15 protein-coding genes and 5 tRNA genes are annotated in these 16,234 nt (G+C 41.5%); 6 read left to right on the top strand and 14 right to left on the bottom strand.

What is annotated here, in order from left to right:
* Positions 1-97: 97 nt before the first annotated feature.
* Together F897_RS08755 and F897_RS08750 are read right to left on the bottom strand one after the other, a co-directional pair.
* The gene (locus F897_RS08755; RefSeq protein ID WP_005235121.1) at positions 98-2,863 is read right to left on the bottom strand and encodes a M16 family metallopeptidase; all 2,766 of its coding nucleotides are present in this window, start codon (positions 2,861-2,863) and stop codon (positions 98-100) included.
* A 141-nt stretch (positions 2,864-3,004) separates the two neighbouring features.
* Positions 3,005-3,826, bottom strand: coding sequence for a PhzF family phenazine biosynthesis protein (locus tag F897_RS08750; protein ID WP_005235119.1), 822 nt, complete (start codon positions 3,824-3,826; stop codon positions 3,005-3,007).
* Between the two features lie 116 nt (positions 3,827-3,942).
* Between F897_RS08750 and F897_RS08745 the strand changes: the two genes are divergently transcribed.
* Together F897_RS08745 and gloB are read left to right on the top strand one after the other, a co-directional pair.
* The gene (locus F897_RS08745; protein ID WP_005235115.1) at positions 3,943-4,527 is read left to right on the top strand and encodes a flavin reductase family protein; all 585 of its coding nucleotides are present in this window, start codon (positions 3,943-3,945) and stop codon (positions 4,525-4,527) included.
* 120 nt (positions 4,528-4,647) lie between these two features.
* Positions 4,648-5,382 carry a hydroxyacylglutathione hydrolase gene (gene gloB / locus F897_RS08740; RefSeq protein WP_005235113.1) on the top strand — a complete coding sequence of 245 codons (735 nt, stop codon included), beginning with the start codon at positions 4,648-4,650 and terminating at the stop codon, positions 5,380-5,382.
* 11 nt (positions 5,383-5,393) lie between these two features.
* Here the strand turns inward: gloB and F897_RS08735 are convergent, their stop codons facing one another.
* Entirely contained in the window at positions 5,394-5,666 is a 273-nt protein-coding gene (locus tag F897_RS08735) for a hypothetical protein (protein WP_004786360.1), read from the bottom strand.
* Between the two features lie 418 nt (positions 5,667-6,084).
* Between F897_RS08735 and F897_RS08730 the strand changes: the two genes are divergently transcribed.
* Positions 6,085-6,288: a hypothetical protein gene (locus tag F897_RS08730; RefSeq protein ID WP_004786362.1), complete on the top strand. Its 204-nt coding sequence runs from the start codon at positions 6,085-6,087 to the stop codon at positions 6,286-6,288.
* A 145-nt stretch (positions 6,289-6,433) separates the two neighbouring features.
* Here F897_RS08730 and F897_RS08725 read toward each other — a convergent pair.
* The 7 genes from F897_RS08725 to F897_RS08695 all read right to left on the bottom strand — a co-directional run bounded on the left by F897_RS08725 (position 6,434) and on the right by F897_RS08695 (position 10,086).
* Positions 6,434-6,518 (bottom strand) — tRNA-Leu (locus tag F897_RS08725).
* A gap of 354 nt (positions 6,519-6,872) precedes the next feature.
* Positions 6,873-6,958: transfer RNA gene (locus F897_RS08720), tRNA-Leu, on the bottom strand.
* A 384-nt stretch (positions 6,959-7,342) separates the two neighbouring features.
* Positions 7,343-7,427: transfer RNA gene (locus tag F897_RS08715), tRNA-Leu, on the bottom strand.
* Positions 7,428-7,467: 40 nt separating this feature from the next.
* A tRNA-Trp gene (locus F897_RS08710) sits at positions 7,468-7,541 on the bottom strand.
* A 33-nt stretch (positions 7,542-7,574) separates the two neighbouring features.
* Positions 7,575-7,659: transfer RNA gene (locus F897_RS08705), tRNA-Leu, on the bottom strand.
* A gap of 107 nt (positions 7,660-7,766) precedes the next feature.
* Positions 7,767-8,606, bottom strand: coding sequence for a protein kinase domain-containing protein (locus tag F897_RS08700; protein WP_171065449.1), 840 nt, complete (start codon positions 8,604-8,606; stop codon positions 7,767-7,769).
* Positions 8,578-10,086, bottom strand: a complete 1,509-nt coding sequence (locus tag F897_RS08695) for a DUF3336 domain-containing protein (protein ID WP_005235109.1) — start codon at positions 10,084-10,086, stop codon at positions 8,578-8,580. The genes F897_RS08700 and F897_RS08695 overlap by 29 nt, the downstream gene beginning before the upstream one ends.
* A gap of 194 nt (positions 10,087-10,280) precedes the next feature.
* Here F897_RS08695 and F897_RS08690 point away from each other — a divergent pair, with 194 nt between their 5' ends.
* A complete protein-coding gene (locus tag F897_RS08690) occupies positions 10,281-11,153 on the top strand; it encodes an ATP-binding protein (protein WP_005235104.1) in 873 nt (290 codons plus the stop codon).
* 56 nt (positions 11,154-11,209) lie between these two features.
* On the opposite strand, the gene F897_RS08685 is transcribed toward F897_RS08690, so the two are convergent.
* The 3 genes from F897_RS08685 to tsaD form a co-directional block, all read right to left on the bottom strand.
* Positions 11,210-12,253: a hypothetical protein gene (locus F897_RS08685; RefSeq protein ID WP_005235103.1), complete on the bottom strand. Its 1,044-nt coding sequence runs from the start codon at positions 12,251-12,253 to the stop codon at positions 11,210-11,212.
* Between the two features lie 488 nt (positions 12,254-12,741).
* Positions 12,742-13,698: a sensor domain-containing diguanylate cyclase gene (locus F897_RS08675; RefSeq protein WP_005235101.1), complete on the bottom strand. Its 957-nt coding sequence runs from the start codon at positions 13,696-13,698 to the stop codon at positions 12,742-12,744.
* 205 nt (positions 13,699-13,903) lie between these two features.
* Positions 13,904-14,920, bottom strand: coding sequence for a tRNA (adenosine(37)-N6)-threonylcarbamoyltransferase complex transferase subunit TsaD (gene tsaD / locus F897_RS08670; protein ID WP_005235100.1), 1,017 nt, complete (start codon positions 14,918-14,920; stop codon positions 13,904-13,906).
* A 146-nt stretch (positions 14,921-15,066) separates the two neighbouring features.
* Between tsaD and rpsU the strand changes: the two genes are divergently transcribed.
* Both rpsU and F897_RS08660 read left to right on the top strand, forming a co-directional pair.
* Entirely contained in the window at positions 15,067-15,282 is a 216-nt protein-coding gene (gene rpsU, locus F897_RS08665) for a 30S ribosomal protein S21 (RefSeq protein WP_001136722.1), read from the top strand.
* 33 nt (positions 15,283-15,315) lie between these two features.
* Positions 15,316-15,762, top strand: coding sequence for a GatB/YqeY domain-containing protein (locus F897_RS08660; protein ID WP_005235099.1), 447 nt, complete (start codon positions 15,316-15,318; stop codon positions 15,760-15,762).
* Between the two features lie 80 nt (positions 15,763-15,842).
* On the opposite strand, the gene F897_RS08655 is transcribed toward F897_RS08660, so the two are convergent.
* A complete protein-coding gene (locus F897_RS08655) occupies positions 15,843-16,202 on the bottom strand; it encodes a hypothetical protein (RefSeq protein ID WP_034580905.1) in 360 nt (119 codons plus the stop codon).
* Positions 16,203-16,234: the final 32 nt, after the last annotated feature.

The following is a 16,234-nucleotide window of genomic DNA, read 5'->3' as shown; positions in this document are numbered from 1 at the left end:
TTGGCTACTTTTGCCGAAACAAAAGTAGCCATATAGACATCTAAACACTGATTCAAAATGAAAAGATACCGTCATTGGCTTATAAAAATTATGGAGTTTATTTCACCGCTTTCCCATACTGATCCGCCATGACTTCAACCAGTTGATCCGGTTTAACATATTTTTTGATAACGGCATCGACATCTGCCTTGGTCAGCTTGGCAATGGCCTGATCGCGTTTTTCCCGATAAATCAGATTACGATCCTTTTCAAGTTGTGGGATCAGCATGCTGTGAATACGACGATCATCTTCCAGTGCAGTGACGCGCTGTTTCAAAATCGTGGCTTTCGCTGCTTCAACTTCCTGCTCGGTTACTCCTTTGGCCAAAAGTTCATTCAATACCTTATGCACAGCTTGGGACACCTGTGCTGATCGGCCAGGCGTATAATTCGCCTGAATGCCTAATGCACCTGAGTCAATCCATTCATCATACTGAGCATTGGCACTGAAACCATAAACCAGCGCATTTTTCTCACGCAGTTCCTGTGCTAAACGTGAAGACAACTGTGAATCACCTAGAATGTGTCGGAATACCAGCATGGCAGGCAAATCTACATGTTCTGCACCGACAGGAAATGTCATGACAGCCTGATAATGACCGAACTCACGCTGTTCAGACAACGCATGGATTTTCTGTGCCGGATAAACTGTATATTGACCACTTAAGAGCTCATAAGGCTGCTTAGCTTTCCAGCTCGCAAAGTTATTTTTGAGGACTTTACTTACGGACTTCGGATTAAATTCCCCGGTCACTGCGATCTGGGCATGATGGGTATTAAAGAACTGTCGATATAACGCTACGACCTGTTCACGAGTAGCAGCTTGAATCTGTTTTTTTGCTAGTTCAGGTTCAAAATGATAGCGAAGGTCACCCGGCTGATAAATCTCGGTCGCGCGAGACATAGTCAGGCCTGCCACCATATTGGGCTCAGTATAAGGACGGTCTAACGCAGACAGGCTTTGTCCTTTAATCAGGTCAAACTGGCTCTGCTCAAAGGCCGGTTTATTGAGCACATCCAGCACATACTGGAAAAATTCTTCAAACTTCTCTTTTTTGGCACTGATCTGAATGCTCATGCCATTTTCAGAGGAACTGGCCGTGGCTGAACCACCGGACTCAATAATTTTATCGGCAATCTGTTGCAAGCTTTGGGTTTCAGAAGAACGCAGCAGTAAGTAAGCTGTCAGATCCAGAATCTCGCCTTTATTTAACAAACTTTGTGCCGTACCAAAATTAAGTGCAATAGTGGCATAAACTTTGTCATCCTGAGTCTGGGTCAGGAATAAAGCGTATTTAATGCCATTCTTCAGTTTGCCCCGTTGAATCTGCTTGTCCTTAGCCTGTAAATATTGCTTGGACTGCGCCACATACTGCTTTACTTCTGCCTGATAGACACTGACATCTCTCAGCGGTTCTGCTGTTTCAGCCTGCTGATCCAGAGTTTGAGCCGGCACTTCAGTCTGGGTCAACTCCTGTGCTTTTTTCTGATCTTCTGGTGTCGGCAAGATATTGCCAGAAATACGATATTCTGGCTTAAAGAATGCCTTATACACCTGATTGATCTGATTGACATCCAGCTTTTCTATGGCTTGCAGATCTTTGAAATACTGGCTCCAGTCACCTGAATAAGCCACTACATATTCACTTAAACGCGAACCTAAAGCGGTTGCGCTATTTTTAATATTGTCCGCCTGGTTTCGGGTTAGACTTTTAGCCCGGTTTAATTCGGTTTCGTTAAATGGCTGGCTCTGCTCTACACCTTGAATCAGGCCCTGCTCAACCTGCTTGACTTGATGATTTGGCGCATAGATGGCACCCATAAACACCAGATTAAAATCTTTATCCAGCCAGGTCATAGACTGCACTGTAGTGGTCTTACCCGTCTCGACCAGACTTTGATACAGGTGTCCGCTAGGTTGCAATGTATATAAGATTGGAGACATGGCCAGCGTGGTTTTAATACTTTCTTCTGACTGGTTCAGATAAATATTAAATTTGGCCAGATCACTACCCTTTTGCACGGTAAATTCACGCTGTTTGATCTGTTCAGGTTTTAGCGCAGGCACTTTTACCGCTTCAGGCACTTTGCGGGACTGGATCGGGCTGAAATGGGTATCAATCTGCTTCAGCACTTCTGCCTTATTAAATTTGCCTGAAATAATCATGAGGGCATTATTCGGTGCATACCAATGACGATAAAACTGGTTCAGCTCCTGCATCTTGATCGATTGCAGTTCGTTCAAATCGCCAATCGGTAATCGTCCCAGATATTGATTGCCATAAGCTGATTTAAATACCTGATCCATCAGCACGGAAAATGGCTGATCCAGACGGATTTCACGCTCACGCTTCACGATATCAATTTCAGTTGGCACATACTTTTCTTGCAGGACAAGCTTATCCATACGTTCAGCTTCAAGGAAAATTACTTCATTGACCGCAGTCTGCTCAGGACGAATCAAATTGGTATATTTGGTTGAGTAATAGTCAGTACTGGCATTGGTCATTAAGGTATATTGATCCAGACGGCGCTGAAACTCATCTCCCTTTACATTTTCAGTGCCTTTAAATGCCAAATGTTCAAGCAGATGTGCCAGACCACCTTTGCCTTGCGGATCATTCAGTGAACCGGTCAGATAAACCGTATTCATAAACACTTTATTTTCTTTATCATTGGGCGCAAGAATAATTCTTAAGCCATTTTCCAGTCGATATTCTTCGATATTCTGTTCTGTTTTGACCAATACCGGCTGTGCAAAACTGGCCGCTGTCCAGCCAGATAATAAAATCGCCAAGCTTAAACGTTTAAAGCATATTTGCATTGTTCATCCAAATTTTTAAGTGTGAATTTTTATTTACAGTCACTCTGATCTTAGAGAAAAGTCTTTATTATGAATAGTCTATTTTATAAGAGGCCAAATAAAATACCGCGCAATTTCACGGTATTTTATTGAATATATTAATTAAATATAAAGTTCGGCCAGCATAAACAGTTTGGCATAACCAGAAATTTCAATGCGGTCTTGTTCTTTTAATGCGCAATATAATACACCACCACGCTGAGAGGCCTGATAAGCCACCAGTTCAGTTTTATTTAATTTCTCCGCCCAGATCGGTGCAATCCCGGTATGAATTGAACCGGTGACCGGATCTTCATTAATCCCGTTACTTGGTGCAAAATAACGTGATATACAATCATATTGAGTATCGCCAGCGGTAATCGCGACATCCAGTAATGGACCCACCGCTGTAATCGCGGTTCTTTTTCCATTCAGCTGCTTCAGCAATTCAATATTGGGTTGCTCATCCAGCACATCCTGCACTGATTCATATTCAATAATATAACCTTGTGTATTCAGATAAACATTTTTAAAAGGCTTCGTCAGCGCCTGTCTTAAGGCTTCCGGATATTCTGTAATGAGTTCAGGCTGACGGATTGGGAAATTCATCCGGATTTTGCCATCTTCATCCTGGCGTACTGTAAAAATACCTAAATCTTTGACATGAAAATAAATGGTTTTTGCAGAGCTAAAATCCTTGAACAGTACAAAGCTACTGGCCAATGTGGCATGTCCGCAAAAATCCACTTCCTTGGTCGGTGTAAACCAGCGAATTTCATAATTTTCTGCATCCAGCACTTTGACAAAAGCGGTCTCAGACAGATTATTTTCCAGGGCAATATTCTGCATCAGGTGATCATCCAGCCAAGCATCCTGCACGATGACTGCAGCAGGATTTCCCTTAAATAGAGCCGTCGTAAAAGCATCCACCTGGTACATTTTCATTTTCTTTACTCCTGTATGTAGGTGTTTAGTTTAAAAGCTTTTTTCCAGAAGGGGAATTTTATATGCTGTGGATCAGATGATTTATTTTTCTCCCTTTTCACTCATTAAGGTTCTTTATGAACAATTCACATATTCAAACTGTACCTTTAGAAAAAGCCTATCGCCTGATTACGCACGGCCCAACAGTACTGGTGTCTGCCAATGATGGGCAAGACACTGATGTCATGACCGCTGCCTGGGCATGTGCACTCGAATTCAGTCCAGCAAAAGTCACCGTAGTGCTGGATAAAAGCACCAAGACCCGAAAAATAATTGAAAATTCTGGCAACTTTGCACTGCAGATTCCCACCCTCAAACAGCTGGAAATGGTCTATAGCCTGGGAACATTGAGTCTGTACAATGACCCAGACAAACTGGAGCAGTCCGGTGTGCAGTTATTCAAATTCGCAGATCAAGAGATCCCAGTTGTAGAAGGTTGTGCCGCCTGGATTTTATGTGAGCTGATTTCCGAGCCACATAACCAGCAGACCCATGACCTGTTTATTGGTAAGGTCATTGCGGCTTATGCCGATGATCGGGTGTTCCGTAATGGGCACTGGTACTATCATGAAGTCAGCGAAGAATGGAAAAGTATTCATCATGTCGCCGGTGGCCACTTCTATACCATTGGCGAAGCCGTCACAGTCAAAGATGCAGAATAAATGACTGATCTTTTTAAACAAATCATATAAAAAATTCTTGTAAACAGGCAGCTTTGACCACAGTCAGACTGCCTGAATTTATGCTACTTTATCCATAATATCTGTTTGGTCTGATGTCTTATGATGCCGTTTAAAATCCACTGTATTGATGTTAAAAACTCATTACAAAATTATATCTGGTTACTTGAACATACACCGACGCATCAGGTCGCGGTCATTGACCCCACTGAAGCTGCGTTAGTTCAGAATTACTGCGCCGAACATGGGCTTGAGCTGAGTCAGATCTGGCTCACCCACTGGCATAAAGACCATATCGCTGGTGTTCCAGATTTAATTCAAAAGCAATCATTACCGGTATATGGCCCAAAAGCTGAGCTGGAAAAAATTCCGTTTATTAACCATCCACTTGAACATAACGACCAGTTCAGTTTTCATGGTGTTGAGGTACAGATTATCGCCGTACCGGGGCATACCCTAGGCCATATCGTGTATTTCCTGGATGCTATTGATGTGCTGTTCTGTGGCGACACCCTGTTTGCCATGGGCTGTGGACGGGTATTTGAAGGTACTTATCAGCAGATGTACCACTCTCTGGCTCGCCTGGCTGCCCTACCGCCACGTACCCAGGTTTATTGCACGCATGAATACACCTTGTCGAATGCACAGTTTGCCAAACATGTAGAACCGGATAATCCAGCAATTCTGGAACGTTTCGAACAGGTTGAGCGTATGCGCATGCTTGGACAATGCACCTTACCCAGTACTATTGCAGCAGAACTGGAAACCAATCCTTTTTTACGCGCAGACAGTGTCGAAGAGTTTCAACGTTTACGCGTGATGAAAGACTCGTTTTAAACTATAGCTGCTTAGAGCAGCTGATGCTTCTGAGCATAGTCATCCAGTTCCTGCTGGGTGACCACTCGTACCGCATTCATTTCATCAATCCTGACCAGCAATAATCCACCCAAAGCAGGTTGATAACGACGCGCACTACCGAATGGCGTATACGCCACCTTGGACTGTACCGAAAAATCCAGCCAGTCTTCATGACCCAGCATCACAGCAACCGGCTCCTGCCCTTGTTGCTGCATAAGTTCAATTTGCTGTTTGACGTACTGTTCAATATTTAATTCAGTCATCATCAATCTTATTTAAATTATATCCATGACAGTATAAAGGGCTGAGCCTAACACCATGACCTGAATACTCGGAAACTTTACTGGATTGTATATTTTTCAGCCTTATTCAAACTCTAAAACTTCAAACCACGCTAATTCCTAATTTAAAATGAATAATATATAAACAATTATTGATTTAAATATTTGAATATTAATAACTATTCAAAAAATTATTTAGGCTTAAAATTAAAATATTTAGTTACAACATCTTGAAAATAATAAAAAACATAGACTTAGATTAAAAACCTTATATTTTGTCTATATTATCTTGTTCATTAAATCCGCAAATTCAATTAAATTAATTTAAATAAGGGTATTTGCCCTTTAAAACGAAAATTCTCACCCTTATCTATGATTTAACTGATGAAGGAGTTATCTCGTGAAAAAAGTGGTCAAAGCAAAAAACGTTCTCGCATTTAGACTTTGGTTAGAAAAATTGGGGTATTCGGTTCGCACCCTGGCAGACAATCGTGGTTTTAGTTTCAGTTTTAAAAAAGAATATGGTCTGGTGACCTGCGATCTTTCAGGTAATGCATTGGCCATGCAGCTGGGTGAGGAGTTTGAAGATCATCTGAAAGCTTAAATTTAATTAATCAATGCACTCATGATTTACCCTTTTATTTGAGTAAAATTCTATTATTCCTATAATCAGCCCATTTCGATGGGCTTTTTTTCGTTTATAAAATTTCAGGCAAAAAAAAACAAGGCATCAACCTTGTCTCTTTTGATGGTGGGGACGGAGAGACTCGAACTCTCACACCTCGCGGCGCTGGAACCTAAATCCAGTGCGTCTACCAATTTCGCCACGTCCCCGATGGCTGTGTATATTATAGAGATAGCAGGTCATTGACAAGTGATTTTACAAGCAATCACTGCCTATTCCGCTATAAATTAAACAGTTAATGCAATTTTTTTATTTTTTATAAGATTTAACAAGAAAACTCGGCCTTATGAGGTTTCTTTGCTACTGCTTTGAACTTGATCTCTAAGCCTCTCTAGTTCAATCCCAGCAGATCACAGACCTCTAGAACCTCACTTATCTTGATCAAGCATGTTGTTTAAACAATAAATTAATCCAATACAAAGAATAAAAAGCCGAGCCAATAAAAATGTCGCACTAAATTTCAGTCAAAAAAAAACAAGGCATTAACCTTGTTTCTTCATATATGGTGGGGATAGAGAGACTCGAACTCTCACGCCCAGAAGGCGCTGCGACCTGAACACAGTGCGTCTACCAATTCCGCCATATCCCCGTGGCTGTGTATATTATAGCGATCGCATCTGCTTGACAAGCGATTCTATGATCAACTCGGTGTTTTTATATCAAAAATTAATCAGTTAATTCTTTGATGATTAAATACTGGCTTATTTTTAATAAAACCGCTTAATTTCATTTCTCCGATTTAAAAAATCAAGTTATTTGAAAGAGTGCTGAATATTAATTTTAATAGTGTTTAGATCAGCCAATTGATTGAATATTTTAAAGGACTTCCCTCTTCTCACCCTCACTGATACTTAGTTTGAGTATTTAAAATCTACTCATCGAAAGTAAGCGAATAATGAAAATGAGATTAAAAGATGGCTCAGCCTTAAATTCCAGGCAAAAAAAAACAAGGCATCAACCTTGTCTCTTTTGATGGTGGGGACGGAGAGACTCGAACTCTCACACCTCGCGGCGCTGGAACCTAAATCCAGTGCGTCTACCAATTTCGCCACGTCCCCATCAGGGTACCAACTTTGTGTTGGACTTTTTTTCAAACTTTGGCAGAGGATCAAGGATTCGAACCTTGACGAACGGTTTTGGAGACCGTCATGCTACCATTACACCAATCCTCTACTCGGCCATTTTACTCAATCTCTTAAGTAAATTGGTGGGGACGGAGAGACTCGAACTCTCACACCTTGCGGCGCTGGAACCTAAATCCAGTGCGTCTACCAATTTCGCCACGTCCCCGATGGCTGTGTATACTATAGGGATCAATTTCACCTGACAAGCTCTTTTTAAGAAAAAACCACTCGTTTGATTAAATAAAAAACAATATCCAATTTATTGTATTTTTCTCATGCAATTTCAGTAAGTAAGGCCTGTTTTACGGCTTTGAAATCAGACAATCTATCCTGTGAGTGCTTTCGAAGCATATTTTGTAGCAGGCTTTGCAAAGCTTGATATTGTGCAGGGAGCTCAGGTTTAAAATGCTGACAATGCAATAATGCCCAATCTTGATAATCTGTCGCTTCTAAACGTTGCCCTGTAAGCCACTCATAAAAAATGATACCCAGCGCATAAACTTCGCTCTGTAGCGACTTGGCTTGCCCTTGGAACAATTCGGGCGCCATATAACGAGGCGTTGCGTTCATTGCTTGGCTGGTAGTGTTGAGGGGCTGCACCTGCTCAAAATCAATCAAACAAACCCGATTCTGATAAATGACAAAATGCTCTCGTTTGAGATCAGCATGCAGATACCCGAGTTCTTGTAAGCTTATCAACGTTTCTAATGCCCGTAGTATATGCTGACGGACTTCTTGAATTGAAAACAGCTTAGGGCATACCTCAAAATGTGCTGGTGCATCAGGCAGGATCAAAGCCAGTTTGAAAGATTCATCTCCAATCTGAAACGGCTTTCGAATAGTTTGATGCGGAAGCATGAAAGTCCGCCCTTCTTGCTCACCATAAGCTTCATAAAAATCCAATTCATGACTTAAGCCAGTCTGGGCATAGTGAGAAATAGCCGTTGAATCCAGATTCTGGGTTTTTAACCACAATGCTGACCCGGTCTCAGGATTAAATTCTAGATAATAAAGACGGCGACCAAAACCCAGACTTCGGGCTTTGGTCTTAAGCTGAAAATCAAGCTGATGCAGTTTGGCGGGGTTAAGTAACAATATATTCCTGCTTGGCATCTGGAGCATGCTGGTAATTTAGCAGTTCCAGACAATGCTGAATAGTTTTACCTACCCGCTCCTGAGTTTCGATCAGAGAGATTTTTGGCCAGGTCGCCCGCTCACCTTCACGCTGCAACACCTTGAATAAATGCGGACGAGGATTTTGCAGCATATAGCTATAATGACGCAGGCTATATTTACCCACAATATTCACATCGCCATAGTAACGCTGATCCACCACGCCATAACCATGATCCAGCAAACGGCGGACTGGCGGCAAACTTCCCGCATGCTCACGGGCAAAATCCATAATCCCTTTGGTAAATACCACACTCTGACGGCGTACAATGCGTTTCGGCCAGCTTAATGTCCCTTTACGGAAGCGTGAAATATCATCCTGCATAAAAGGCACAATGTGTGGATTGGCCTGACTGGCAATGGTGTAATTGATATTGTACAGCCGCGCCATTTTCTCCTGCGGGAAATCGCTACGAACACTGCCATCTACCCAGCATGTTGCGCCCATATAAGGCGTATATTGCCCATCGTGGCGTTTACTGGTGAGACGTACCGGCGGGAACAAAATTGGCACAGCACAAGATGCCAGCACCGCACTCCAGACCAGTACATCTGGAGAGGTATAGGCATTCATGATCCGGGCATCCTGCGCTGCATCATAAGGTGCGACCGCAATATTAATATGTAGACCCGAAGTTTTTAATGCTTCTTCAAAGGTCATATCTCCCAAGTTTTCGATCAGGAATTTTTTCAGGTATTTAACATCCGCCAGACCACCATTACCCTTCAGTAATTCACTCATGGTACGGAAATGGAATGCTTCATGGAAAAAGTTATGACCTTTTAAAATATCCACATATTGTGCGGGTTTGGAGACGCCCAACATAGCGGTCATAATTGCACCAGCACTAGAACCCGACATCACTCGAGGTAACAGATCCTGTTCCATTAGCGCCTTACATACACCGGTATGAAAAAAGCCGAGTGTTGCACCGCCCGAGAACATTAAAGCTGGCTGACCATAAGCACGTTGGCAGTGCTCAAAATATTCAATTTTTTCTTCAAGAGTCAGACAGGTACATTGTGCAGAAGCAATATAAGCCAAGCCCAGACTGACTTCTTCTACATAATCCTCAATAATTTTTTTAGTGCCGACATAAGTGACGGTAAACAATAAAGGATGGGCGATATTGGCAATATCGTAACTCAACCCTTCACGCAGGATATACATCAGGTCGCGAGTGCGTTTCTGCTGACGGTAACGTCTTAATTTCCCCAGTCGATGCGCAATCACTTCGGCATCAAAATACGGTGAACTATTATCCAATTTCCATTCTTGTGCCCCAGATTCTTCGTCGATCTTTAAGGCAATATATTTCCATTCTTCGTAAGTTTCAGCCTGCTGCAATTGCTGCTTCAGCTTTTTAATACGATAGGCCTGATGTGGATTGATATCCTGAGTAAAATCTTTAAACAGCATCTGCCCTCTTCCCTATCTATATTGTAATTTTCAGACATCCTGCAGCCATGAACAAAAAAACAGGCATCTATTTTCTTTGTACTACAATAACGAAAATTCACCACTTTAGGCAAATTATCACACTTTCCAGACTTTGACTGTGAATTTTACAGTGATAGTATTCTAGCCATAATTGTAAATGTACTGCTCAAATCATGGCGAAAATTGATTTACCTGACAATATCTTAAATGCTCTTTCTACTGTTCTTCTCCAGCTCCAGCAAAGCCTGCCTGAATTAAAACAAAGTCCTGATTTTTCTGCTTATGCCTATAAATGGCAGGCTGGAGAACTCAAACCCATTCACCAGCTTAAACAGATTGAACTGGCAGATTTAAAAGGCATTGAGCGACAAAAAGAAAAAGTCATTCAGAATACTTTGCAGTTTCTAAAAGGATTACCTGCCAATGATGTCTTACTCACTGGCTCTCGCGGTACAGGCAAATCTTCGATCGTGCGTGCCTTGTTGACTGAATATGCAGATCAGGGTCTACGTTTGATTGAAATTGAACGTGATGATTTGTCAGATCTTCCACAAATTCAGCAACTGATCGCCGGTCGTCCGGAAAAGTTTATTGTCTATTGTGATGACTTGGCCTTCAATGCGGAAGATGAAAACTATCGCAGTCTAAAAAGTGTTTTAGATGGCTCATTACAGTCCGGTTCCAGTAATTTTGTGATCTATGCGACTAGTAACCGTCGTCATCTATTACCGGAATTCATGCATGAAAATACCCCGGTGACCAAAGTAGATGTACCGCAATATACAGAGTTACATCCACAGGAAGCCATTGAAGAGAAAATTTCCTTGTCGGATCGTTTTGGTTTATGGCTGTCGTTCTACCCAATGGATCAAAACCTGTATCTGGAAATCGTTGAGCATTATTTGAAAAAGGCAGATATGCAAATGACAGTTGAAGCCCGTGCTGAAGCATTGCGCTGGTGTCAGGCGCGTGGCCAACGCTCAGGCCGTGCAGCCTATCAGTTCTCTAAACACTGGATTGGTTCGCAGCAGTTAAATTCTCTGTAAATTTTTCCCCAAATAAAAAAAGCTCCTTAATGGAGCTTTTTTTATAAGGTTAGTTCTTATTTTTTATTGCCAATAATCGTAGACCACAACAGATCATCCAGCTCACTGCCATTGAAATAGACAGTCGCTTTTAAGGATTCAGGCTGATTCTGTTTGACCTCAATCACCTGATCATAACTGTCAGTAATTTTAAGCACGCCCTCTTTCGGCAGATGCTTATAATTATTTAACACCGTTTCGTTCATCTTGAATGATGTAGTCGTATTAAAATCAAAACTATAACGGTAATCCGCCAGATTTGGCTGACCAATAATGCTGCCGCTGCTGGTTAAGGTACGAATACCATTACTGCCACTACCATAGTCATCTACAAGGCTATAGTTATAATTACGTACCAGTAAGTATTCCTTGCTCAGCTCATCATACTCGGCGTCAGATTTACCCACATTCTTGTCTTCCGCTACACGCTGAAATTCCAGACAGTCAATTTTATAGCTTTCCAATGCACCCAAATTGTTTTTGCTTTTGGTATGAACAATCGTACCTGAAATCAGATAATCATCTTTTAGATTAAAATCAACATTGGAACCATAACGTACATTGCTAAAGGTCAAGGTCGTAGTATCACCGTTGACCGTCTGGGTAATGGTTGAATCTTTGCGATAGGTTTTATCCAGAACAATACAGTTATTTTTATCGGTTTTTAATTTAAAAGTTTTCACTGCACCATTGGTATTCACTTCAGAACAGATCAGATTCGGATATTTGATGCTGTTCACACCCAAATTATAAATCTTGATAATACGGCTCGTGCGTCCATAAGGATAATCCGCAAAAACCTCACCAATCATATGACCTAACGCAACGTTATAGTCCGTATCATTACTGGCGCTATTGTTAATTTTGTCGCGGATTTTCTCAATGATATCGCGATCCTCAAAAGGAATAAATTCTTCTGAAAGTTCAGGAGAAATACTCTCCTCTGGAACATTTGGCGGTGTGGTCACTGTAGAATTGTCTGAGCTACCTCCACTGCCACCACATGCGGTAAGCAAGCCTGAAACCAATACCAGCCCAAAGAATGACATCTGCTTTTTCATAAAATTTTATTCCCTAGAATTTCTTTGCATTTTTATTCAATGAGAATGAAATATGGGCGTATTAAAACTGCACAATACAAACCCACTACCTGTCGATGATATTTTTTCTGGACAGTATTTCTTACACTCTGATCGTGCTTTATCTTTTAATAAACTAAGGATTAACTCTGTAATTTTAATTTATATTTAAAACAACAATTATCATAAGAAATGAAGTGCTTATTTGAATCTTGTTCCTTACCAGAGTCACTTTTCAACACACTTAAAGCGCATTTAATTAGATCGATTAACTTTGCAACAAAGCTTATAAAATTTGTAATGGTTAAGTTAAAGATGGATTGAATTTTCTTTTTATGGAGAATCATGTTCAACTTTCATACATGGCGATGAAAGAGAATATTGAAAGATAGGATGACTTTAGAGCATAGAAAATAATCATTTTCATGATATGAGATGCTTAATCACTTATAGAAGATTTAAAGCGTGAATTATTTTAGATTGCTCGATTCACTGGATTTTTTCCGACGCTTATACTCAAACATGTTCTGATCCGCTTGTGCGAGCGCTGCAAATAAACCATGACCAGGATGACGCATCGCCATACCAATCGCTGCGCCAATGTTTGCTGCTGCAAAGGCATTAATTAAACGATCCACTAAACTTTCAGTACTCGTTTCATCATTTTCCACGCTAAGAATCACAAACTCATCGCCACCTAAACGGGCAACAATATCGTTGATCCGTACATTATCTCGTAATACTTGAGCCGCGTTTTGAATCAGCTTATCACCTTCATCATGACCCAAACTATCATTCACCTTTTTTAGGTCATTCAGGTCAATAAATAATACAGCGGCGGGATGACCATATTGCTTGCAACGCTCTTCTTCAGCTCGCAGCAGTTTTTCCCAGGCCCGGCGATTATAGAGCCCGGTCAATTCATCTTTACTGGCTTCTTCCTGCAATAATTCATGCTGTCTTATCTGCTCACTCTGACGCAATTCTGCCTGCAAGATCGAACTGAGCAATTGTCCCAATAACTCGATCAGTTGCATATCTTGCAAAATAGCTTCCGATTTGGTTTCTGGATCAATCGCACAGAGTGTTCCAAACAAACTGCCATCTTCTTTAAGGAGTGGCTGACCAATATAAGATTTTATATAGACCTGCTGATTAATCGGCGCTGTGGCGTATAAAGGAATTTCTTCAGAGCGGGGGGCAATTCTCGGGGCCTTACCTGCGACCATATGAGAACAAAAAGAATCAGCCCACTGAAACACTTGACCGGGTCGTATATCATAACCATGATCTTCACTTTGCAGCACAATCCAGTCTTGGCCTTCTACCCGGGTGATCATCCATAAATTAAAGCCAAAATGCTGATGCAAAAACTTTAACACCGCCTCTCCAGCATCCTGAAAACTTTTGAAATTTATAATTTCCATCCGAGATTGCCTCTGCTGCGAACCTGTAAAAATATGCGTGATATAAACTTAAGCTATTAAACTATTTTTCCGGTTTCAATAGAATATACGAGCTCTAAATCCAGCCATAAAACTATATATTTACAACATACCGTTGCTATAAGTTTTCATTTAAAAATTCACAATAAAAAAAGAGGCCTAAGTCTCTTTTCTTCAAGCCAGAAATCTATGCCTCTGTCGGATTCGTCAATTCTGTCATTGGCCAACGTGGGGTTGTGGTCACAGCCAAACCATCTTGCTGTCCGGCTTTCAAACGTTGATAACCCGCGAAGGCAATCATCGCACCATTATCGGTACACAATGCAGGTTCTGCATAGTACACGGTGGCTTTGATTTTCGCCAAATCAGCTTCCAGACGTTCACGTAAACGCTTGTTGGCACTTACACCACCTGCAATGACCAGACGTTTTAAGCCAGTCTGTTTCAATGCCTTCACTGATTTTTTCACTAAAGTATCGACAATAGCTTCTTGGAAGCTCGCAGCGATATCAGCATCATGTCTTTCTTCACCGAGTTTCTTCATTTGAACAGAAACTGCAGTTTTTAAACCACTAAATGAAAACTCTAGGCCTTGATACAGCATTGGACGTGGGAAAGCAAATGCATTCGGATTGCCCTGCTCAGCCAGTCTGGAAATATTCGGGCCACCTGGATATGGCAAACCCATCATCTTCGCAACTTTGTCAAATGCTTCACCCGCCGCATCATCAATCGATTCACCGAGTAATTCATACTGCCCAATACCATAAGCAGCCATGAGCTGTGAATGCCCACCAGACACCAGTAATGCCACAAATGGAAATTTCGGTGGCGTTTTAGAAAGTAATGGTGCCAGCATATGACCTTCCATATGATGCACACCAATCGCCGGTTTATTTAAGGCAAAGGCCAAAGTCCGACCAAACAGTGCGCCCGTCATTAATGCGCCCATCAGGCCCGGACCACGGGTATAAGCCACCGCATCAATTTCTGATTTTTTGATGCCACTTTGTTCAAGCAGTTCATTCAGTAAAGGAATGAGTTTACGCACATGGTCACGCGAAGCCAGTTCTGGTACGACGCCGCCATATTCAGCATGCAGTTTAATCTGGCTGTACAGCACCTGTCCGCGCAAACCTAACTCGCTGTCATACAGCGCAAGTCCTGTTTCATCACACGACGTTTCCAAGCCTAAAACGATCATTAAACTGCCTATAACCTGTATCAAATATATTGCAGCAACTATTATAGACTTGTGATATGAGATGTAAATGAGTAAAATACTGACCTTCACTTGTGATCGAGGGCAATTCGGCCCTGATCTTATCCATAACTTAATGAGGATTCTTCATGCCACAAGTTAAATTGAAAGAAGGCGAACCAGTAGACGTAGCTATCCGTCGTTTCAAACGTTCATGCGAAAAAGCGGGTGTTCTTGCTGACGTTCGTAAACGTGAATTCTACGAAAAACCAACTCAAGAACGTAAACGTAAAAAAGCTGCTGCTGTTAAACGCTACCAAAAGAAATTGGCACGTGAATCAGTACGTACTACTCGCCTTTACTAAGATTAATTTGTGATTGACTGCTTGGAATAAATAATGACTACTTTAAAAAACCAGATTACTGACGTATTGAAAGCCACCATGCGTGCCAAAGATATGTCAAAGTTGACGGTCATTCGTAGTCTGCAAGCAGCAATTAAGCAAATCGAAGTCGATGAGCGTAAAGAACTTGACGACGCTCAAGTTCTTGCGGTCATTGAAAAGCAAATTAAACAACGTAAAGAATCGATCAAAGCCTTTGAAGGCGCTGGTCGAGATGATTTAGCTAGTAAGGAACAAGCCGAAGTTGAGGTTCTCTCTCAATTTCTACCAGAAGCTATGACTGAGGAAGAACTTGATTCCCTGATTGCGCAAACAATTGAAGCGCAACAAGCTACTAGCATGAAAGATATGGGTAAGGTGATGAATTCTCTGCGTCCGCTCATAGCCGGGCGCGCCGATCCTGCACAAGTTTCAGCAAAAATTAAAGCAAAACTTGCTTAATTTCACCATTCTATTTCAAATCTAAATCTGCGTTGAACTGCCTCCATTCCGGACAGTTCTCAGCATTTTCTTATTTATTCTTACTGTAAATTACAGTCTACATTATAACGTTTCAGCAACTGCATCTCTTTTGAAGATTTTACCTGCAGTATGACATCCTGCTTGCCTACATTTTGATACTGACGATCCAGATAAGCTCGGTTCTGGTCTGCCGCTTTATATAAGCAATCCACATAACGCTGCACAATCGCACAAAACTGCTGATTCTGTGATGCGCTAAAACCCTGCTGCTGTGGATTTAAACCTTTTAAAAACTGGCGTGATTCTTTTTGATAATCAGCGTTAATCTGCTCAACGGACTGCACGTATTCTGCCGCACTAGCCGCCAATATATTTCCGCCACACCCCAATATCCATAAACCCAATAATATTTTTTTCATAAAATAATTAAAATAGACAACTTAGCTTTGTC

Source organism: Acinetobacter variabilis (genome assembly GCF_000369625.1).
GTDB lineage: Bacteria > Pseudomonadota > Gammaproteobacteria > Pseudomonadales > Moraxellaceae > Acinetobacter > Acinetobacter variabilis.
Note: the sequence above shows the minus strand (reverse complement) of the source record. Positions and strands in the feature narration are given on the sequence as shown.